17 protein-coding genes are annotated in these 20,314 nt (G+C 43.7%); 3 read left to right on the top strand and 14 right to left on the bottom strand.

The features are described from left to right. Positions 1 to 18: 18 nt before the first annotated feature. The 11 genes from QNM19_RS02850 to QNM19_RS02800 all read right to left on the bottom strand — a co-directional run bounded on the left by QNM19_RS02850 (position 19) and on the right by QNM19_RS02800 (position 14,026). Positions 19 to 297, bottom strand: a complete 279-nt coding sequence (locus QNM19_RS02850; RefSeq protein WP_010384317.1) for an acyl carrier protein — start codon at positions 295 to 297, stop codon at positions 19 to 21. Next, entirely contained in the window at positions 294 to 1,121 is an 828-nt protein-coding gene (locus QNM19_RS02845) for a fatty acid desaturase family protein (RefSeq protein WP_049863135.1), read from the bottom strand. The genes QNM19_RS02850 and QNM19_RS02845 overlap by 4 nt, the downstream gene beginning before the upstream one ends. Further along, positions 1,114 to 2,250 (bottom strand): alkane 1-monooxygenase, encoded by a 1,137-nt coding sequence (locus tag QNM19_RS02840; RefSeq protein ID WP_049863134.1) that lies wholly within the window; start codon positions 2,248 to 2,250, stop codon positions 1,114 to 1,116. Before QNM19_RS02840 ends, QNM19_RS02845 begins: the two co-directional genes overlap by 8 nt. A gap of 4 nt (positions 2,251 to 2,254) precedes the next feature. Beyond that, entirely contained in the window at positions 2,255 to 3,286 is a 1,032-nt protein-coding gene (locus tag QNM19_RS02835; RefSeq protein WP_049863133.1) for a 2Fe-2S iron-sulfur cluster-binding protein, read from the bottom strand. Positions 3,287 to 3,306: 20 nt separating this feature from the next. After that, on the bottom strand, positions 3,307 to 4,095 hold the full coding sequence (locus QNM19_RS02830) for an SDR family NAD(P)-dependent oxidoreductase (protein ID WP_049863132.1): 789 nt from the start codon (positions 4,093 to 4,095) through the stop codon (positions 3,307 to 3,309). Next, a complete protein-coding gene (locus QNM19_RS02825; protein WP_197094216.1) occupies positions 4,095 to 5,654 on the bottom strand; it encodes a choline/carnitine O-acyltransferase in 1,560 nt (519 codons plus the stop codon). Before QNM19_RS02825 ends, QNM19_RS02830 begins: the two co-directional genes overlap by 1 nt. Positions 5,655 to 5,806: 152 nt before the next feature. Further along, the gene (locus QNM19_RS02820) at positions 5,807 to 7,141 is read right to left on the bottom strand and encodes an NAD(P)/FAD-dependent oxidoreductase (RefSeq protein WP_049863130.1); all 1,335 of its coding nucleotides are present in this window, start codon (positions 7,139 to 7,141) and stop codon (positions 5,807 to 5,809) included. Further along, positions 7,131 to 8,582, bottom strand: a complete 1,452-nt coding sequence (locus QNM19_RS02815; protein ID WP_049863129.1) for a DUF2156 domain-containing protein — start codon at positions 8,580 to 8,582, stop codon at positions 7,131 to 7,133. The genes QNM19_RS02820 and QNM19_RS02815 overlap by 11 nt, the downstream gene beginning before the upstream one ends. 52 nt (positions 8,583 to 8,634) lie before the next feature. Next, complete coding sequence (locus QNM19_RS02810; RefSeq protein WP_049863128.1) at positions 8,635 to 11,226, bottom strand: aminotransferase class III-fold pyridoxal phosphate-dependent enzyme; 2,592 nt, start codon at positions 11,224 to 11,226, stop codon at positions 8,635 to 8,637. A gap of 14 nt (positions 11,227 to 11,240) precedes the next feature. Then, positions 11,241 to 12,365, bottom strand: coding sequence for an acyl-CoA dehydrogenase family protein (locus QNM19_RS02805; RefSeq protein WP_156202147.1), 1,125 nt, complete (start codon positions 12,363 to 12,365; stop codon positions 11,241 to 11,243). 395 nt (positions 12,366 to 12,760) lie between these two features. Then, positions 12,761 to 14,026 carry an NAD(P)/FAD-dependent oxidoreductase gene (locus tag QNM19_RS02800; protein WP_284026293.1) on the bottom strand — a complete coding sequence of 422 codons (1,266 nt, stop codon included), beginning with the start codon at positions 14,024 to 14,026 and terminating at the stop codon, positions 12,761 to 12,763. 967 nt (positions 14,027 to 14,993) lie between these two features. Between QNM19_RS02800 and QNM19_RS02795 the strand changes: the two genes are divergently transcribed. After that, positions 14,994 to 15,425 carry a hypothetical protein gene (locus QNM19_RS02795; protein ID WP_010384330.1) on the top strand — a complete coding sequence of 144 codons (432 nt, stop codon included), beginning with the start codon at positions 14,994 to 14,996 and terminating at the stop codon, positions 15,423 to 15,425. Between the two features lie 326 nt (positions 15,426 to 15,751). On the opposite strand, the gene QNM19_RS02790 is transcribed toward QNM19_RS02795, so the two are convergent. Together QNM19_RS02790 and QNM19_RS02785 are read right to left on the bottom strand one after the other, a co-directional pair. After that, positions 15,752 to 16,237 (bottom strand): TlpA family protein disulfide reductase, encoded by a 486-nt coding sequence (locus tag QNM19_RS02790; protein ID WP_049863123.1) that lies wholly within the window; start codon positions 16,235 to 16,237, stop codon positions 15,752 to 15,754. Next, complete coding sequence (locus QNM19_RS02785) at positions 16,227 to 18,332, bottom strand: TonB-dependent receptor plug domain-containing protein (protein ID WP_049863122.1); 2,106 nt, start codon at positions 18,330 to 18,332, stop codon at positions 16,227 to 16,229. The genes QNM19_RS02790 and QNM19_RS02785 overlap by 11 nt, the downstream gene beginning before the upstream one ends. A 275-nt stretch (positions 18,333 to 18,607) precedes the next feature. Between QNM19_RS02785 and QNM19_RS02780 the strand changes: the two genes are divergently transcribed. Continuing rightward, positions 18,608 to 18,991 (top strand): nuclear transport factor 2 family protein, encoded by a 384-nt coding sequence (locus QNM19_RS02780; RefSeq protein ID WP_284026292.1) that lies wholly within the window; start codon positions 18,608 to 18,610, stop codon positions 18,989 to 18,991. Between the two features lie 47 nt (positions 18,992 to 19,038). Beyond that, positions 19,039 to 19,647 (top strand): LysE family translocator, encoded by a 609-nt coding sequence (locus QNM19_RS02775; RefSeq protein ID WP_284026291.1) that lies wholly within the window; start codon positions 19,039 to 19,041, stop codon positions 19,645 to 19,647. Positions 19,648 to 19,729: 82 nt separating this feature from the next. Here the strand turns inward: QNM19_RS02775 and QNM19_RS02770 are convergent, their stop codons facing one another. Further along, the gene (locus tag QNM19_RS02770) at positions 19,730 to 20,230 is read right to left on the bottom strand and encodes a GNAT family N-acetyltransferase (RefSeq protein WP_049863119.1); all 501 of its coding nucleotides are present in this window, start codon (positions 20,228 to 20,230) and stop codon (positions 19,730 to 19,732) included. Between the last annotated feature and the right edge of the window lie 84 nt (positions 20,231 to 20,314).

Here is a 20,314-nt window from a genome sequence, read left to right as displayed (position 1 = left end):
TATTGATACTGTGTGTTTTTAGCAAACCCCATTTTCTTCACACAGTGACCTTAACTCTCCCAGCGTTTTGCACTCAAATACCTGGGCATCCGACAGCGTTATGGAAAAGAGATCTTCAATGTTGCCAACCAATTCAAATATTTGTACTGAATCCAATCCGAGCCGTTGAATACTCATATTATGAAGATCGTCTTCACTTTCTAAAGACGTGAATACACTTAATGACTCTGCCTGTACATTTTCAATGGCTTCACATAAAACCCGATAAAAAGGTAGATTTTCAATTTCGCTTTTCATGAATTATCCTTACTAAATAGTCCTGCTAGATGACAGCCTTTTACGACTTTGCGTTCTGTTTCAGCAAGCATTCGTTCTCTTGCCTGAGGTAGTTTGGTCCAATGGATTTCCGGTTCATAATGGTGCTCCTGGTGATACCCATTATTAAACCAAAGAAGGTTATATACTGACGTATAACAACTGACTGAGTTACTCAATTTGTTATCAGGGCTGCATCCATGATGCTCGGCATAATTTTCTAATGACGCCATAGAGGTGCCGATATAATGAACTGGCAAGACAAAAACCAATACAGCCCATGGATTAATGATCGTAAGACCGGTGATGAACAGCGCTAACACCACGATTTCAATCAGAACAAGGCTCCCATTGCGCTGACTCGAATCTTTATATAAAAACGCGATAGATAACCTGAAGTAGCTTAAAAGTGTATACCGAAGCATTCCTTCTTCTTTGCCATTTTTGCCGTAATAATATAAAGATGATTTATCTTTAGGCGGCTCACCGTTTTGCCACTTATCATTGTTATGAACGTGGTGATTTATGTGATGCGACTTATAAAATGATTGAGGCATGATCAAGCCAAGGGTATTTAAAACCGAAAACCACCCATTCAGATAATCAGATTTAAAGAATGTATTATGAATAAAGTTATGAGCAATACACTGATAGTTTGTACACATCAGCATGATATTTGCCAACGCAAACATGCATAAATTCATAATTGATAGTTGCTCAAAATAGAGTACAGGCAAAACCCAGCAGGCGACATGCAGCATACTCAATATGACCAGAAATAAGTCTCTTATGCTGTGCTTAAACATCTTGCTTTCTCCAGTTCTGTCTCTGGGTAGCCATTACTTTTCGCTCAGCATCCGTGGCATAGTTCTCTTCCCAGTAAATCAGTTTGTCTTCCATCATTCGGAACCAATAACCCGGGACGAGCGCCTTCATCATCTGGACAACATATCCATGCTCAATCATCATATTTTCGTTTGTTGATCCCAACAGCCAATATTCTTTGTTTGGATTGGCATGGTGATCGGAATGCCGAGTCAAATTTAACAATGCCGAAGAAGAGTATGAGGCAATACAATCCCAGCTATGCTCCGGTCTCACTTTGGTCTGAGGGATACGCACCAGTCCATAATGCTGGATGTAATTAGTACTTTCGTAATTAGCCTTAGACACAAGCATGATGATCAGATACAGCATCACTCCCATCCAACCTGCAAGGACAAATGTACAGGCAGCAATTGCCAGCGTGACAAAATACCAAGGCAGGAGCTTGTTACCAAAACTGAATGCTGAGCGGGATGATCTTTCTAACCGAACTTTTTCAAACTGCCAGGCTTCTCGATGCTGTCCGAGCGCGGAGCGCAGAATAAAGCGGTATAAGTTTTCACCACGACGCGCTGTTGCGGCATCTTCTTCTGTACCAATATTCTTGTGATGGCAGTGAACATGCGAAATAGCAAACTGGCTGTCACCAACAATTGCCAGGGATACATGCCCCATAAACATATCCAACTTACTCAGCGTGCGATGCGTTAACTCATGGCCAACCACCATATTAATGCTTATCACAAACCCGGTTCCGACGGCTGCAACTACGGAACTGATAAGAGATGGATTTGCCAGCTCAGAAAGAGAGATGCCGGTCAGTTCCATTATTTTGCTTAATACCAGGCCATGATAGTCACTGGCGGTAACGCACACCGAGGCAACGGCCACGAAAGACAACAGAATATGCAAATACATAAACCCATTCAAAATGAAAGGAAAGCGGGTCGGCTCATCGTTTTGCATGGAGTCTGTAATTCTGTCAAATACTAAATAACAGACAAGAATGAAAAGAAAGTTAAGTAGCGGATACCAACCCCCTAACAAATTAGCGATAATCAGCAAGGGTAAGTAGAGTAAAGGTACTATAGAAAATCGTATATATTTCATTTTATTACCTAATATCAATTGTGTTATTTCCAAACGATTCAGCTTCTATGCTTGAGGCTCGGACTAAATATCCTTTGAGTAGCTCCACACATGAGTTTATGAGTGGCTCAGAGCCGCACATTAGAAAGTGCTCAGTACCAGTCAGCTTTTCTGCCGTTTCTAAGCGAAACATGTTCTGCAAAAGTTCTGGTGCTCGAACTGGTACAAACCCGCCCTGTTCATAATTTTCACGCGACAAAGCAATCTGAAAATCAAATCCAGGGTAAGTGTCTTTAAGGTGGTTTAAACGGCTAAGATCGTAGGAGTGGGCTTTATAGCGCACCGCATGAATGAGATGAACATTAGAAATCTTCCCAGATTTCATCCATTTTTCTGCGATACCTAATACCACCCCTAAAGCCGATCCTCCGGCAATAGCGACACAACGATTGGTATCGGGAAACGAATGGCCAAACTTACCTTCAGGCTGTCCCAGCTCAACGGTTTGGTTTACATTGCTTGCATCCGTCAACCAAGGGGAGCAAATACCTTGCTCTTTAACGGCAACATCAATGCTAATTCGGCCTTCATCTACGCCTGCCACAGAATAATAACGACCTTGTCCAAGCGCGGGAATATTCACCATCAGGCTCTGCCCGACTTGCGCTTCTAATGCTGTCTTCAATGTGATCCGAGAAACGTTGTCACTCAGAGTTTCAACCGTCTCAATCAAAGCGGATTCAAATTGCACGTCCTGGTCCACTTCGTTCACAAAGCTCAATTTAAGGTCACTTTCTGGGACCGCCTGGCAAGAAAGAATGTAGCCTTTGCTTTGCAATTCTGGAGAGAGATAAGCCTCCAGATCTACCAACGAGCTACACTTACCGTCCGTGACTTTGGCAAGGCACTTTTGACAAGATCCAACCTGACATGAATATGGGACTTCAATGCCTTCATCAAGAATGCTGTCCAAAATGGTGCGTTTTCTGTGCAGCTTAAACGACTGACCTTTTACTTCGCCGTATATAGGTGGTTTCTTTTTAAAAAGCGAAAACATGGTACTTTCCCTGCGTAAAATTACTGATTAATCTGTGCGGTTATTTGACGAGCTAACCACCTAGGTGCCAGGCGAATAGAGAACATGGCTATCTTGTTAACGATCCCGGGAACCACGACAACACGTTTTTTAAAGAGCCCTTTTACGCCTGCAGCAGCAACCTCATTGGCACTCATCACGATGCCAAATAACCCTTTCGCTAATCCTGTATCCGTCGAGCCAGCGCGATGATGAAACGGTGTGTCCGTGGTTCCTGGACACAAGGCACTGCAAATAACATTGTGCTTTTTAAGCTCAACGGCTAAACCTTCGGTAAAATGCAATATGTAGGACTTTGTTGCGTAATAACTGCTGTAGTAGGGCCCAGGTTGAAAAGCTGCCAGCGATGCTACATTCATGATGTAGCCACGTTTTTTGGCAATAAAATGTTTCGCAATAAAATGGCTGAGTGTAACTGTCGCCTTGATATTAATATCCAGCAGCCTGTGTTGCTCTGACAAGGAATTGCCCACAAACTCCCCACTCAGCCCAACTCCTGCATTGTTGATGAACACTTCCACCTGATCGATGTAAGGCTCCAAAGCTTGCATAAGCTGCTCTATTGAGGATTGGCACGTCAAATCATATGCCAGCGTAATAACGCCTACGCCATAGTTGGCGACCAGATCATTACTGACTGTTTCGAGCCTATCAGTGTCTCGCGCTATCAAGATCACGTTATATCCACGCATCGCAACCTGACAGCTCAAGGCATAGCCAATCCCAGAAGATGCACCAGTAATAACGGCATATTTATTGTTTTTCTTCATCACTTTGAATCACTTCCTTTCGTACGAATTAATTTTAAGATCTCTCGGATCTTCTCTTCTGTGATTTGAATAAATTGGGTGGCTGAAATAGGCAGTAACTTTTGCTGACAATAGAGTACTTCTAAGTAAATACCGTCGTGCTCGACTCGATACCCAACCCCTATCATATTTGGCAGATGACAAATGGTACCAAATCCCTTTACAGGCGATTTAGCAGTGCCATTTGAAACCATCATGTCCCGGTGATATATAAACTTCATTGCTGGCAAGAAAGTAAAAACGATTTTTCTTAAAAATTCTTTTAAGTGGGTATTAAAGTTGTTTCCAAACGTAGAATAGTAAGTCATACCTAACAGGTGACCTATTAACCCCAACCCTTGCTTACTTCGCTTTATATTCGCTCTGTGTATTTCTGAGCCCTGCTGAAGTAATGCGAACTTTTTATCTGCAGAAGAAGCGGAGCTGTAGTGCCTGAATGCACCAGAAACAGGATTTATAAAGTCTAAATTACGACTTGTCATATGTGACAAGGAGATCGGTTCAAAGACTGTAGGTGAGTGCCCGGCACTTTCTCTGAATGTTTCATATACGCAAAGCTGTATCAGCATATCTGATGATATGCCATTATCACGAGCACAACTAAAATCAATATCGTTAATATAAACTGACGCGTTTTGTGACGTAGATATAAGCGCTGTCAAATAGTGCTTTATTTTATTGGCTGAGTTTGTTCCAAGGAACAAGTCACTGGCGTCATTATCGTAACGAACTGGCTCTGGTAGCCTTTTATCCAGGCCATTCGATAAATCAGTTACAGAATACTGAGAAACTCTCTCAAACAGCTGATTTGCTTTCATTCCATCTACGCTGGCGTGCTCACACAAAAGCATAATACTTTGGTGATAATAGTTAACGCACAGCTGAATAGACTTATCACAAAACCGATTGTCTAAATGGTCAAATCTGCTTGGGCAGTCAATCTCCCTGTCAGGCGTGTTATCTAAGCACACGACGAAGCGACTATCTCTTAACATGTCTAAGGTGCGTTTTAAGGATGGGTGCTTGTCTACATTGTTTGACCACACAGCCCAATCCCGCCGCTTGTAAGACGCACACTCGGATAGTGTAATAGCGACACCTTCTTGCTTCGTGACTTTGCCTTCAGCGAGCAGATCATTAAGCATTTTTGCTAAACGACCTGGGTTCTCAGCGTAAGCTAAGGGCACCTGGAAAACAGAACCCTGGTATAGCAGAGCAAAATAATCGTTTTCTGTAGGTACATATAACTGATCACATATTCGACCTGGGATCCTGCATCTTCTGAACTCTTCTGAGATCTCCGTATCTTTCTCAATAGCCAGGCATAACTTGTTGATCAGCTCTGATACTTCATGGGTAAATTTCTTACTTTCTGGTGACTGGGTCACCAGCAAAGGAAAATTATTGTAAAATGGGAGGCTTTCTCTGCAAGACAAATAAAGCTGAGCCACACTTTTTCGATGATGCAAACGGCCAGGAGCACGCAGCATATCGACAAAATAAAAAAATGAAATGCTCACCACAAACAATATTGAGTTTAAATGACTGGTGAATCCACCACTTCCATTAACCAGTTTAACGTGCTCACAGATCTGCCGATAAAATCGGATAAAGCTTGCTTTTTGTCTTGTGCTATTCATTTTGCTACCTACTATTTTTTATTGTCCATGACTTACCCACCACGCAGGTTATCCATGATATTCAGGTAACGAATGTACGAATTACTGGCAATTGGTAATAATGGGATAGGTGACAAATAAGGTGCTTTTTTTCTGTGCCAATACAAACCAGTCTGAGATGACGACTCTTTTTGTTGCTGTGCGTATGCAGCACCATAAGCGAGTGACAGTGCCAGGCCATGGCCACACCAGCCAATCACACTGTCGATACTCTTGCGGTATGAGCTGATCACCGGGAAGTTATCTAGCGTGACACCAATCGTACCTGTCCATACTTTTTCAATATGGAGCCCAGTCAGGTCTGGTAAGTACTTATTTACTCCGGCAGACAGTTCTTTATAGACAGAACCCGGCCCATCACTTCCACGGCGTTGTTCGGCGATAATGCCGGAGGTGGAATAAAACGGTGCTCCACCACCAAAAATTAACCGATTGTCCGCTGTCAGCCTGAAATAATTGAATATCTTCCTGTTATCAATTACCGCATTTTCAGTTTTAAGTGCTAGTTGCTGACGTTGTTGTTCAGACAAAGGCGACGACATCATCAACGAAGTAGAAACAGGGATCACACGCCCTTTTTGAATACCCAGAGAATGAGAAAATCCGTTCATTGAAATAACAGCGCGCTCGAAATTGATACGCTTTTTACCAACCCATGCATGCCCTTCTTCCAGCTCCGTGCAAGCTGAATTAAGGATAATTTCACCGCCCAGTGCAGTAATTTTTTCGGCCAAAGCGCGTAACAACTTCACCGGATTGATCGTCGCAGTGTTGCTGTATTCAAGGGCATATCGGTAGCGCGGCCCATTGACGATCGCCTGTACCGAATGTTCATCATAGGTATTTAACTCAAACCCATTTCGATGCAAGGCATCGGATTCAAGCCTCAACTGCTGATCATTCGATGAGTTTGTTGATACTTTAAACTGGCTGCCAACGGTCAGGTCGCAGTCAAAAGCTTCCCTTTTTATCAAAGCGATACTGCTATCAACAGCATCTAGCGTATGCTGGAACATGGTGCGCGCTTTCTCTGGGCCAAACTTTTTTTCTAATCGGTGAAAAGGCGCACCAATGCCAGGACCAAGCATGCCCGAATTACGCCCACTGGCGCCAGAACCAAGCGTATGGGAGTCTATCAGGACGACCTTTTTCTCTTGTCCAAACTGCTTAAGCAGGTTGTACGCTATGGACAGACCCGTAAAGCCCGCGCCAATGATCAAATAGTCACATTGGATGTCTCCACTTAAACTTCCGCCCTTAAAGGCATCAATAGAGGGGACCCAAGGATTACCTGTGCTACGGGTATCTTGATTTGTTTTATAAGGCATTGGTCAACCTCATCAGTCGAATCAAATGCTTGAATCGAAACTTCCCGTGCACCACAAAATACTCAGGCGTTTGTTCGATGGGCTTCCACTTGTTCTTATAATTCACCTGATCCAATGCCGGATAAATTTTCTGTCCATAGCGCTCTAAAAAGCCAATAATGCGCTTCAGAAGCGGGCTCCTGGAAGGGAAGGTATCTTGTGCATCGTTCACACCGAAGAATGGCGTAAAGCCAAAATTAAGATAACGTTCGCCCTCAGACTTGAAGCGATTAATCGCTTCAGCATTAATAAGCTCCATCGTTCCCGGAGGCGCATCATTAAGGCGACGAGTCAAATCATGCATCCACCCTTGATACTGGCCAAAACTAGGCACATAACTGATATAGCCGATGATTTTGTCATCTTTAACTGCGACAAAAATACGTTCTTTGTCCAGGTCATTGGCTTCCAGATCGCCGACCATAAATGACAGCAGCTTTTTGTTACCTTTTTCCTGAAGCCATGAGCGAGTAATCTCACTCAACATCTCTTTTTGCTTTTCGCCTTTAAAGATATCAGCACCCAGTTCGTGGACCGTCACGCCAGCCTTCGCCGCCCTTTTAATTTTATTTCTCAGACTCATAAAGTGCTTACCAGCCAAAGAAAACGACTCAAGGCCTAGCGTGTAGGAGCAACCCATCTGGTTAACCTGAAACCCTTTTTGCTCAAATAGTGCGGCCTGTTCCTGACGAATTTGAGCCCCCGCAACTTCCCTTTTATGCGTCTTCGCGAATTCAATGAAGCCGTCCAGTAACACCGCTTGATCTTCATTGGCAGCAACAATACCAGCTAAAATAAACAAGCAACTACCGTCGTCCTCATAGGGGATATAGCCAACAACGCCATCTATGCAATAGGTTGATATGTTCTTGTTTAAAGCCAGGAACAATGACGGATGATCACCGTACTTTTCAGTGATCATGAACTGCCTGACTGGATCAATGGATTGAGATGGTAATTTTCTCGCGTCTGTAATCTGTTGCTCGAACTCTTTATAAATAGGGTGTTTCACCGGTTCAAAAGACAGCATTCGGGATTTAAGTCCATTACCAAACAGACTGCGATCACCAAACAGGTGTATCAGAATGCCCATTAATGCCCACTCAGGTTTAACAAAGTAGCACCAAGCTAAGGCAACCAAACCTGCCGTGAAGAAGTTGTGCGCAAAGTTATACAAAACGTAATAGATCTCGGGCACTTTCCCCTTATATTTACGATAGGCGATGGCACCAGGCAGATAACCTATTAAGTCAATGTAAGCAAACAGGAGAATAAACGGGATGATCCGCACTTCCTGCCAGTGATAAAGTGTCACAGCAACACTGATCAACAGTAAAAAGCCGTACTCCAGTCTTCCCAATAATCGGGTATTTTTGGTTTCAAAATTATTTACAGTATCCATATCACCACTCCAAAATCACACGTTGAATGTTTCATCGATAAGCACCTTAACTTCAGACATTCGTAATGGATTTGTCTCGATTGATGAAGTGGCGAAAACCATGTTTTTCAGCGATTTTGCTGACATCGATTGCCTGCTTATATGAGATTTCTTTACCCAGACTGTAATTCTGCTCAACGCCATCCATACCCAGTAAAATGGTCTCAGACAGGCAAGCTAAATTCACGCCTGGACGACAACCTATGATATTACAATCACTTAGCATAGCCCGGCGGTCAGGTAAGTAGACGAGACCGCCTTCATGGACTTCTCTGTCTTTATGTTCATCCAACACATCAAATGGCCGGGCCACATCAAATATTTTGCAGTTTTTAGGGAATATTTCGGCAGAGATGAACGCTTTACCTTCACTGGTCGCTGACAGAACACAGTCGAGATTTTCGCTGACGTTTTCAGTGTCAAGACCAACAAACAGGTTAAAGGTTGACTCTCCCTGAGCATGCCCGTGTTCAATCACCTTACGCATCATGTCTGGGACTTCGGGCGACTCACTCTGAATAAGCTGTTCTTTAACATTCAGAGCTTCTGCATATCGCCAAAATTTACCCGCTGCGGAACCCGGGCTAATTTCTGGAATTTCATTTAATACCTCAACCAGTGCATTTCTGAGGTTGACGTATTGCTCATCCAGTGGCGTATGTTGACTGCCAACCACATCCACGACGCCAAAACGATGAGATAGATCCATGAGTGCAATCCGACCCACAGAACCTCGTGCACCAATGACCATCAGATGCCTGTGCTCAATATCATCAGCAAACATTTCTCTGATGGCGTTACACGTCGATATCGCTGTCCAACAATTACCGGTCGTCAAATGAAAATCGTCTGAGGCAATATCCAGTCCACCGCGAGTGATCACTGAGGTATACGCGCCAAGTCCTATTAGATTCGCGTCAAAGTGTGATGCCTTTTGCAGATACTTTTTCATGAGTTTCGCTTTGTTGGCTCGACTCAGCTTTAACATACCTGTTGGGCTTATAGGACTATAAATCATCGCCGCATTGACGACGTCTCCCTGACCGCCGGTCATAGAAAACTCAAACACAGCTTGTGGTTCGTTTTCGATATCTCCCAGTGCAAACAGCCACTGAGACAATTCCATTTGCTGTTGTTCTGAGAAGTTTTCTTTGACTTTTTGCGGTAATCCCCGACGGATATCTTCCGCACTGGTTGAATGGAACAAAAAGGCAAGGCGGTATTCTTTACCCTCAGTTGGTGCCGGGAGTAATTGAATTGGTTTAGGTTTTTTCTTTTGCTGCTTTTTGGTTTTTTCTATTTCAACAACCGGTTTATAGCCAACCAGGAATCCCATTAGCTGGTCATAGCGCTTCTCACTGAGCAGCTCACAGACTTCTTCAAACGCGCCTAAAAACCGGCTAACTTCACTCCTGCTCACATTCAATGCTGGCTGAAAACGGATGGCTCCACCAAGCTCTGTTCTGTTAAGCATAGGCATGCAAAAGATGCCTTTCACATGGACTAAATAGCCGCAAATTAGCAAAGGCAGCAGGTCGCTTCTGTGTGCGTAGCTGACAATGTAATTGCCTTTGGTCTCGAGATCCTTGAAGTTTAAGGCATACATCAAACCCAGGCCGTTAAACGAAAAGTGCTGTGGGTAACGTTCCTGTAATCGTGTTAAACGCTCAACGATAACCTGTTCAAGCTCTTTCACATTATTCAGAACTAAGCGATCCTGTGCCTCCAAAGCATCCAGTACTCCCAGGCCAACGGCACACGCTAAGCCACCATTAGCGAATGTAGAACTGTGTTTGGAGTCAAACTCTTGCTCATATGTGCCCCGTTTCATGATCATGGCACCAATGGGAATAAGTCCTCCACCCAGAGCCTTAGACAACAGCAGTAGATCTGGCTCGATTTTGTATCGGTGCGCCGCTAATATCTCACCACTACGACCCATGCCAGTTTGGATTTCATCGAGTATGAACAAAGTGCCATACGTCTTACATAACTTAGCCGCATGCAGAAGATACTCTCTGTCTGCCGGGAGCATGCCACCTTCCCCCTGAACAGGTTCAATGATGAACGCAGCATATTTTCGGGTTTTGAGGGCCTGCTCTAGTTCAAACAGATCATTCAACTCCACTCGGTCATATTGATTTTTATCAACGATAACTGGATCACTATGGCGGTCACTGCCTGTCGCCGACAAAGCTGCAAACGTTTTCCCGTGAAATGAGTTATTGACCGAAAGAATATGACTTCTTTGTGTTTTCAGGCGGGCCAGTTTAAAGGCCGCTTCCACAGTTTCAGTTCCTGAGTTACTAAACGTTACGTATTCATATTTATCGCCTGCCAATGCAACCAAACGCGCTGCGAGCTCTTGCGTACTTTTAGGCAAAAATGGCTGAATAAAATTAGGTTGTTCCGTTGCTAGATACTCAGTAACTATTTGAGTTAGTTCACTGGAGTTATGACCTAACGGTAATGCCCCATATTGAGAAACACCATCAAGTATTTTCCGACCCTCATTGTCATAGTGATAAGATCCCTTACTACGGACAATGCTCAAATCTAACTTAAACTGCTCTAAAATCGACTGGCGATAAGGTTGACACTTCACGACGCTAAAACCTTTTAGTTCTTTAGTTGTTGTTCAAAACCGAATTGAGTTACCGGGTGAAAAGCCAGTAAATCGATTGTTCTGGATAAGTAATGAGCGGTATCATCAGAAAGGTACTTATGTGCACCAATACTTTCAAAAACGATATTCCTCACATCTTTAAGCGACTTCTGTATTTGATATCGTAAAGACAACACTTCCGGCACCAACCACTCCAGGTTCTCTGGCGCTACTTTGTGTGACAATCCACATACACTGTAACGGCACTGCGCCAACGTTCCTGTAACGGGAATGAAAATTGAAGGAGCCTGAAGCGCAGCGGGATTAAGACGCCCAACTAACGATTTACACACGCCTGTATACGCAGCGCCGATAAATAAATTGAAGTTCACCAGACCAGTACTCAGATACATTTCAAATGAATCGTCTTGCGCGAGCACCGACCATTCATTAGGCACAATGACGTTATTAAAGATCACTTCATGACTGTCGGTGCTTTTGAGGATATCTCCCGGCCAGAAAGGCTTTCGTTCCAACCCTTCAGAGCCATTAGAAACAATGGCCACCCCAGGTATGCCTTCTGCTGTGATGATAGAAACGGCAAAATAGTCGGCTACATGGCTCATCGTACAAGGCTTTTTGCTGCCGGATATGATGATGTAATCTTCCTCGGTGCTGGTCGCCGCAACACTGGTATGAAATATATCTTGGTTCCCTGAGCTTTCAGCAAAGGCAGAAGCGACTAAGGCATTGTTTTCAGATATGTCTTTGAGCAATGGCCCTGCAAACTGAAAGGAATTCGGATACATGGAAATGGTAGAAACAACGTGAAAATGCATGCACAACATCAATGCAGCTGAGGGGCAAATCATGGCGACGGAGTACACCACTTCCAGTGCATCTTTCATTGGCATTTCCAGCCCGCCAAACTCTTTTGGCACGATCATAGAGGGCAACTGAGTGCTTGAAATCAATGCTTTAATTTGCGCTGGAGTCATAGATTCCAGCTCAGATAATTCATACTCTCGCGTCAGGGCATAAAACTGCTCCAACGGAGCCAAAACAGGCAAAGAAGAATGGTTAAATGAATTCATGATAGAACAATCCTTTATAAAAATTTTTAGTGTAAATGCCTTCACATATAAACCCGAAATTCGCTTCTTCTCAGTCACAGTTGAGTTGGTAAAGCATTTAAATTTCGATTTATGTACTGGGTATCTGCCTCCAATAAACACAAAGCAACCCTCAAAGCATGAGCTTTAACTTTTGCTTAATAGCTTAAGAAAAAATGTCAGACACCTTTAAAAAGTGACTCATTATCAATGTAATTTATTATGCCACCACCCTACTTTAAAAAACACACAGCTAGCCCCTATGCGGTTTTTTATAAAACCACACCCACCAAAAAAATACAGAGTTTAGTTTCAGTAACCTTTAAGAAAATAAAGGCTCAATGTGAAAATAAAAAATCATTTTAATTACATAAAAAATAACCAAAAACAACAATGAATTAAAATAAAATCAAGTAAAAACCTTACGTTTTAAACGCTCTTAAAAACTGAGCTCTCACCAATCTAGCAAGAAAAGAAAATGTAATAAGGTCACTTAAGTTGACTTCACGATTCAAAAATAGATCAAGTTTATTTGCAACTTTTTGGTCATACACCGCTGAGGAAAGCACAGCTCTTTCAGGCGGAAATATGTAGTTGAATTCTCTACCAGATGAGTAACTTGAAATAATAAATTCATGCTCTTTTAATTTCTTTTTATGTATATTTTCATAATCTCTTACACTATTAAGTAACGCTATCGGATCATTTTCTAACAGGCTGCGGCACGTTTTTTCTACCAGCCAATCAGCGCTTAACAGGCCAAATGCAACGCCAGTTCCAGCATAGGGATCTATTGACAACATAGCGTCTCCGATCAGCGCAACACCTTCAATTTGATGCACGGCCCTTTGAGTATCCATATTAGGTCCGACCGTGATATTAGCCACACGTTCTGCGCTATCCATATCAGGACCATCCGGTAACTCTTTGAAAAAATTATGAAAGTTTGTTTTGTAGTCTTTTTTGAATTCTGATAGTTGCTCATCATGTAATCCAATACATAATAAGGTGAGATCACCATCACAGGGGAATGCGTACGCAACATGTTTTCCCCAAAACCACAGTTGTGAAATAAGTCCTGATGTAAGTTTCAGGTCTTTATAATAAGAAACATAAAATGTTCGGTTATTTTTTCTTTTCTCGTAAGATGCGTTAATCTTTTTAGCAACAATCGAATTACGACCGTCTGCTCCAACGATAAGATTTGCGAATAGCTTGTGCTTTTCGCCTCCTTCTAAATCATCAGCTTCTACACCGATAACTTTTTTAGGATCCGAAAATATAAGCGCTGTCATCTTGTAACCTTGCAGTAGAGTTACATTTTCATGCGCCGCAGCCCTTTTTCTTAAAATGGGATCTAACGTTTTACGACGAACATTGTATCCATGATGCTCAGCACTTACAGCTGGGTCTGGTTTTATCCAACCCCACTTAGTCCACAACTGTATAAAGTTTTTAATTGCCCCAGATTTTTCAATCTCATCAACAACATTTAACTTTTTCAATATAGGAGTGGCTACTCCTTGTAAAAAGTGAGTACAAACAGGTTTATAGCTATTGATGTCTTTTGACTTTTCAATCAGACCAACCGACAACCCTTGTTCTGCATATAAAATTGCCGCAGCACTGCCAACAGGTCCAGATCCGACAATTATTACATCATACCTATTTTTACATTTATGTTTCATTTCGAGCTTCACCGAACATACAACATACATTGGGTTAAAATTTATAATACATACGGGTACAAAAGACAAGCAATTGGGGAATAAATGTCTAAAAAAATGAAAGAAATAATAAAACAAACACTTAAAATGAAACATTAAATTAACAAATAATTGGGAATATTTATGATGATCCTGTGCTTTTACAGGAATAAATTAACTCTCAAATGGCCGTAGTTATGAGAATTTGCATATACATTTAGATGAATTATTAAATTATTAATAGAGCGGTTCAAATTGACGCTGATTATATACAGAAATCATCGTTCCTAACTTAATGTGAGAAACCCGCATCGTCACCTGTGACGGGAATTTAACCGCTGAGGCAAAGTTCGTGACACGATTAATCAGACTCAGGTCATCACCTGTAAAAATGGACAGATACACAACCCATTAATTTGTTACCGAAGAGGGGAACCCGGCTACAATCAGCAACCAGGTAAAAGTGTCGAAAAAATGTACGCAAAAAACAAAATCGTGTGTATAAAAAATGTCTACATATATCTAACAGGTGACGTGCCGTACTGATTCTCCAAATAAACACATGCTCCATGCGTATCACACGCACGCTTACTTTGGGGTCATAGGTTGTACTCTTGAACGTCAACATGAACGCTCAATTTAATACAAAAAAACTGGATAATCTTTGGTTTTCAATCACAATTTCCGATCACAAAACAAGAAGGGTAGAGCGGGTATGAATGCTCATGTTGATGATTTTTTGTGAAGTCAATTTTTAACTTGCCTTTTTAAACAGGTACGGGTACTTTTTTTCTCCGTGGAAGAAAATGACGCTCGTCAGCTTACAAAAGCATACGCCAGACGGACAATTTGAGCGGTAGGCCAGTCTGACAGCTAAACACCCATATTAAGAATGATTAACAGGATCAAGGGTGTTGATTCCACCTACCCACAACACATAAGGAACATCATGATAGAACTTACACAGATAGGTGCGCACCTCATCTTTATTGGTATTGCCTTCTTCCTGGTCGGTTTAATACAAGGTGCGCTGATACCAGCTGCAAAAAATTCCCGTATGGCACTTTCTGGCCACCTCACCGCTGTTCAGTGCGCCATGGCACTGGCGATCTTTGGCATTATCTGGTCACTGGTTGAACTGCCTTATTATTTAGAAGTTTTTGCTGCTTATGGCTCTGCATTGGGATTCATACTTATTTGGATCGGCATCACATTTGCCTCATTAACAGGCGCAAGTAAAGCGCTGCCCATCGCTGGCGCGGGATTCTCAGCAAACGTCTCCGCAGAAATTATGTTGAAAGTATTGGTCGGTATTGGGTCGCTGCTATCGTTAATCACCTGTGCTTTATTGGTGTTTGGATTATTGTCATTACTTAGTTAGTGAGTAATTGATGGCTGAACAAGTTAAGAGTGCACTCTAAGGAACTCTAACTTCAGTCAGCAATAATATGTAGATACGAACAGCTCATGCCCACATTGACCAGTGGGCAACGAAGCGCGATTTACAGGCAACAATGCCCAGTCACACGTGTGAGACAGAAGCTCAACAAAACACACGCTATTACGTTGAAGCATCAATGTGAATTTTTTTAAAGTTACCAAAGTGGTTTCTACATCTTCTCTCCATAGCCTGACCAGTGCTATTGATTACTGTAACAACACCTCTATCACTTTATGTTATGTCTGATGTTTAAGACCAGCGCTAACTCAGAGGCACTGTGTTACTTGATGCTCTTTCAGCAGTGTAGATAAAGTTTGCTGTGAACGATAACCCTGGGTGTAAAACACCAGCTCCCCTTGATTATCAAAGATCAAGGTCATCGGGACCGGCGGGTTTGTTCCTAACGCCTGAATAAACTCACGACTGCTTAAAAAGGCGGGAAATTCATTGTGTTTTCGCTTAAGTGCACGACGTAAATCGAGGCGATTACCATTCACGCCCATCATCACGGGCTGAACGCCAGCACACGACTCGACCAGGTCACTCAGTGCGACATGCTGCTTTTCACACCAGCGACAGTTTGGCATAAAAAAAGACATCAGCACTGGCGCCCCAGTAAACGGGGCCAGCGTTTGCAGCTCGCCATAAGCAGCGTCATCAAGACGCTGCATGGGTTGTGTATAAAAGTCAGTCGCCTGACTCTCATACACCAGGCAACTGGTCAGCAACATGGCCACCCATTTAAAATTCATAGGTGAGCCCGAGGTAAGCCTGTCTGCCTCTCAATGGGCCATGAATATACACCACATCATAGCCACCTTCAGCATCATACATCAGCGGACTGCCCATATCTTCAGCCTGATTATAATCAAACAGATTGCTGGCACCAGCGTACAGACTGAGAGCTTTGGAGAGTGGCTTAACCACTTTTAAGTCAACCGTGACATAACTCTCAGCTGTGGTGGGTTTGGCAAACTCGCCGTTGGCATCGTTAAAACCTTCATAGCCGTATTCTGTCAGATCGCGACTCGCCACCCAGATTGCACTGGTTATGATTTCCCATTCATTAATATGCAAGTCGGTGCTAAGCGTCGCGCGCTTTTCAATCGGTGCGATGCCAAAGGAGGCCTTGAATGTGTCGTCGTAATGATACTGCTCCGCGATTGCTGACACAGTCAAAGTATCTGAAACCTGCCAGTTTGCCGAAATATCCACAGCGGTCACCGCGGCAGTTTCTGCCAGCTGAGTGAGCACCGGCGTGCCTGAATCAGTATGAGACAAAGTGGCTAAGTGCTCCACTTTAGTATGTGCGGCTGAGGCTGTAACAGTCAGCATTTCTGTCTCATAGCTGAGTGAGTATGTCGCCGATTTTGAGCGTTCTGGTTCACTGACCTCTACCTGAAAACCTTTACCGGAATCCAATATGCCGTGGTCACTTTCAAAGAAAGATAAAGGTGCGCGATAACCCTGCCCCAGTGACAAACGTGAGGTAAATGAATCATTGTGGAAATAACGCATGTCGACTCTGGGGGACAGGATGGTTTTGTCGATTTCAATGCCTGGCTTTTGTGGATCAACAAAGTCGGCCTGGATCTGATCCAGACGTAACGCAGCTGAGACCTCAACGGATTCGTTTGGTAACCAGGTATCCTGTATATAAAGTCCGGTTGTATCGTAATCAAAGCTGTCCGATACATAATTTGCAGTGCTTTCGAGCGCAGCAGACGAGGAGCGCATCTTTTCATCTCGTTTGTCCGCGCCAAAGGTAAGCAGGTGCTCAGCATTCAGATCATAGTTAAAGCGCACCGAGTAATAGTACATAGTGTCTTCAGCATAGTAATCTGTGCTTTCATAAAATGAATCTTGAATATGATCAACATAGGCCAGGCTGGAGGTCACGTTCAGGCGGGATGAAATCTCATGTAACCAGCTCAGGCTGGCCTCTTCGCGCTCTGTTTTAACCCATTCCGCAGTTTCCCAGGCATTACCGATGTAGCGATTTCTGACATCATCGTTTACGAATAAGGCGTCTGCTTCCCCTTGGCTGACACTGGCTAACGTAGCAGAGATACTGGTTGCAGTATCACCCAGAACCGGGCCACCAAACACTTCTGATTGGGTTTGATTCAGCCGCACACGAATATTGTCCGAATAACCAATATCATGAGATACCATTAACGTCAGTGACTGATTGGTCAGGGCCGGATTTTCACTTACGCCGTTGCCATCACCATCAAACTGATCCTTGTTATCATACTGACCAATCAGGGTTGCTCGGGTATTGCCATCAGCACTGATGCCATTTGCCAGCGCAGAGATCAGCTTGTATCCACCGGTACCCGTCGCCATATCCAGTTCTATTTTATCTTCGCTGGGTTCAGCGGTAACCAGGTTAACCGTACCGCCAATGGCTTCCGGCGCAGTGAGTGAAGCACCCGCACCACGGGCAATTTCAATACGTCCGATGCCAGATGCCGCTACTGAGTCCATGCCGTAAAAGCCAGAAATCATAGTATGCATGGGGATGCCATCAACGAGAACATTAGTATGTTCTCCTTTTAATCCATTGATCATGATCCGCTTTGCACCACACATAGCGCACTCATTAGACACACGAATGCCAATGGCATTTTGGATTGCATCTGCCAGGCTGGAGGACTGGGTGTTTTTTATATATTCGTTTGAAAGCAGCTCCGTTTTGGCAATATCGTCTTTTAATGCACCCGACTTGATCAGGCGTGAACGCACTCCTTGTACCTCAATTTTTTCTACTGACTTGTCCACCCCGGTAGCAGGCGCAGATGCAGCTGACGCAATGACCGTCAGCGTTGACAAAAGCAATGACATGTTTGTGAGATCCTAGTTCTTATCTTAGTTAAAACCCACAAATGTTATAATATAACATTTCAGTTTTCATTAAATTGGGGTTAAATACTAAAAACGTAAGACGAAGTGAATAATTTAGTCAGAAAACAGCGCACAGACCTGCCACAAAAATAGTGCGTACTTAGGCTGTTTTTTTACCATTAAGCCTCTTGCCAAACTGTATCTCAGCCGATTTAATAACTTTAGCCCTGCCCAAATTCGCAGTGGCAAACATGGTTCATTCAAGGAGAATTGACATGTCAGAACTCACTCATATTGATCTGGTTGAGGCTTATATTCATGCCTACAATACATTTGATATCGCCGCGATGCTGGCACTGTTAGATGACCAGATCGTGTTTGAAAACGAAGCTAATGGTGAGATCACGGCCAGCGCGCATGGTAAAGCGGCGTTTGAGCAACTCGCTGTAAAAGGGGCTGCGTTATTCGAAACCCGCCAACAGACAATCACAGAATTAGCTCTCGAAGAGCAGGCAGCCACAGTCTACATTCAATACCAGGCTACGCTTGCAGCGGATCTGCCAAATGGCTTAAGTGCCGGAGACACGCTCCAACTTGAGGGCGAAACCCGGTTCCGTTTCCACAACAATAAAATAAGTTACATTAGAGACGTGAGCTGAGATACCATCAGCCAGGATAGTTTATTAAGCCCTGAAGGAGCAATTGCATGACCTTTGAACACTATATAGCATTGTTTATCGCAATGTTTGTTGTCGCCATCATACCCGGACCTGCCGTATTCGCCATTACATCGGCCTCACTTGCCAGTGGATATAAACGGGGCATATTTATGACTGCGGGCTTACTGCTGGCCGATTATGTGTTCATTTTGCTTGCAATTTCTGGTCTGGCTGTCGTTGCCGAGGTGTTAGGTGGCGCTTTTGTTATCATCAAGTACCTCTGCGCCGCCTACCTGATCTGGATGGGTATTTCCTTGTTACTATCAAAGCCCGGTGCTTCGGCCACTGGCACGGCAACACATAGCACCCAATCGGCCGTACTGAGTGGTTTTTTACTAACGCTGAGTAACCCCAAGGCCATAGTTTTTTATGTTGCTTTGTTTCCTACCTTTGTGGCCATAGAAAGTATGACCTATACGGACATTTTAGGGATCATGGCATGCGCAACGCTGGCATTTGGTTCAGTTAATCTGGGGTATGTATATCTGGGCGGTCAGGCCAGAAAGCTAATATCTACACCACGACGACTGACCATGCTCAATCGCTGTGCCGGCTCGGTGTTAGCAGCATCGGGCGTTACGGTTGCTGTTCGCTGAGCTGTTCAACAGAGGCCACGCCGTTATACGTGTGGCCTGAACAAGGCTTAACTGAATATCAGAGGCTTTGTTAAGTTCACGCTCAAAGCTCTATAGCCAGAATACAGCTATTTTGTGAGCCCGCACTGCGTTTGTCCGGATCATGAAAAGTATCAAGGATATGAAATCCGGCTTTTCGCATCATACCAGCCGAAGCCAAATTTTCCTCATGTCGCTCAATTAACACGATTTCAGCGCCGACTTGCCTGGCCTGCGTAATACACGCCTGTAACAGGGCTGTGGCAATGCCTTTCCCGCCGTGCTGACTTGCAACGACCACATCGCCGATAAAGTACATCAATTTCTGATGCGTGTATTTGTTTAAGTAATCCGGGCTATGTGTTGCGTCAATCAGTACCGAGCAGCCGATAATTTCGTCATCCTGTACTGCCACCACGGCACTTGCTGCCCCACGCTCGAGCAACTCAAACTCAGCATTGACCCCGTCTTCGGTGAGGTAATTCCATTCATTCTGACCATGCTGCCATAGCAGGGCTTTTAGTGTGTCGGCTTCGGTCGGTAAAGCGAGTCGATAGGTGATCATCTGGGTATTCCTTACATTGTTATTATCTGTCAGACCTGATTTCACTGCCCTTAAGAAGGTACCATACACTTTATCTTCCAAAGT

The sequence above is a fragment of the Pseudoalteromonas ardens genome (assembly GCF_030125445.1).
In the GTDB taxonomy this organism is placed as follows: Bacteria; Pseudomonadota; Gammaproteobacteria; order Enterobacterales; family Alteromonadaceae; genus Pseudoalteromonas; species Pseudoalteromonas ardens.
The sequence above is the reverse complement of the archived record's forward strand: the minus strand, read 5'-3'. Positions and strand labels throughout refer to the sequence as shown.

What these genes read in the sequence shown, in the direction of transcription:
- QNM19_RS02785 (WP_049863122.1), bottom strand. Translation starts at nt 18,332, where the DNA reads ATGTCATTGCTTTTGTCAACGCTGACGGTCATTGCGTCAGCTGCATCT.
- QNM19_RS02770 (WP_049863119.1), bottom strand. Translation starts at nt 20,230, where the DNA reads ATGATCACCTATCGACTCGCTTTACCGACCGAAGCCGACACACTAAAA.
- QNM19_RS02795 (WP_010384330.1), top strand. Translation starts at nt 14,994, where the DNA reads ATGATAGAACTTACACAGATAGGTGCGCACCTCATCTTTATTGGTATT.
- QNM19_RS02780 (WP_284026292.1), top strand. Translation starts at nt 18,608, where the DNA reads ATGTCAGAACTCACTCATATTGATCTGGTTGAGGCTTATATTCATGCC.
- QNM19_RS02835 (WP_049863133.1), bottom strand. Translation starts at nt 3,286, where the DNA reads ATGTTTTCGCTTTTTAAAAAGAAACCACCTATATACGGCGAAGTAAAA.
- QNM19_RS02820 (WP_049863130.1), bottom strand. Translation starts at nt 7,141, where the DNA reads ATGCCTTATAAAACAAATCAAGATACCCGTAGCACAGGTAATCCTTGG.
- QNM19_RS02850 (WP_010384317.1), bottom strand. Translation starts at nt 297, where the DNA reads ATGAAAAGCGAAATTGAAAATCTACCTTTTTATCGGGTTTTATGTGAA.
- QNM19_RS02845 (WP_049863135.1), bottom strand. Translation starts at nt 1,121, where the DNA reads ATGTTTAAGCACAGCATAAGAGACTTATTTCTGGTCATATTGAGTATG.
- QNM19_RS02800 (WP_284026293.1), bottom strand. Translation starts at nt 14,026, where the DNA reads ATGAAACATAAATGTAAAAATAGGTATGATGTAATAATTGTCGGATCT.
- QNM19_RS02830 (WP_049863132.1), bottom strand. Translation starts at nt 4,095, where the DNA reads ATGAAGAAAAACAATAAATATGCCGTTATTACTGGTGCATCTTCTGGG.
- QNM19_RS02790 (WP_049863123.1), bottom strand. Translation starts at nt 16,237, where the DNA reads ATGAATTTTAAATGGGTGGCCATGTTGCTGACCAGTTGCCTGGTGTAT.
- QNM19_RS02815 (WP_049863129.1), bottom strand. Translation starts at nt 8,582, where the DNA reads ATGGATACTGTAAATAATTTTGAAACCAAAAATACCCGATTATTGGGA.
- QNM19_RS02775 (WP_284026291.1), top strand. Translation starts at nt 19,039, where the DNA reads ATGACCTTTGAACACTATATAGCATTGTTTATCGCAATGTTTGTTGTC.
- QNM19_RS02840 (WP_049863134.1), bottom strand. Translation starts at nt 2,250, where the DNA reads ATGAAATATATACGATTTTCTATAGTACCTTTACTCTACTTACCCTTG.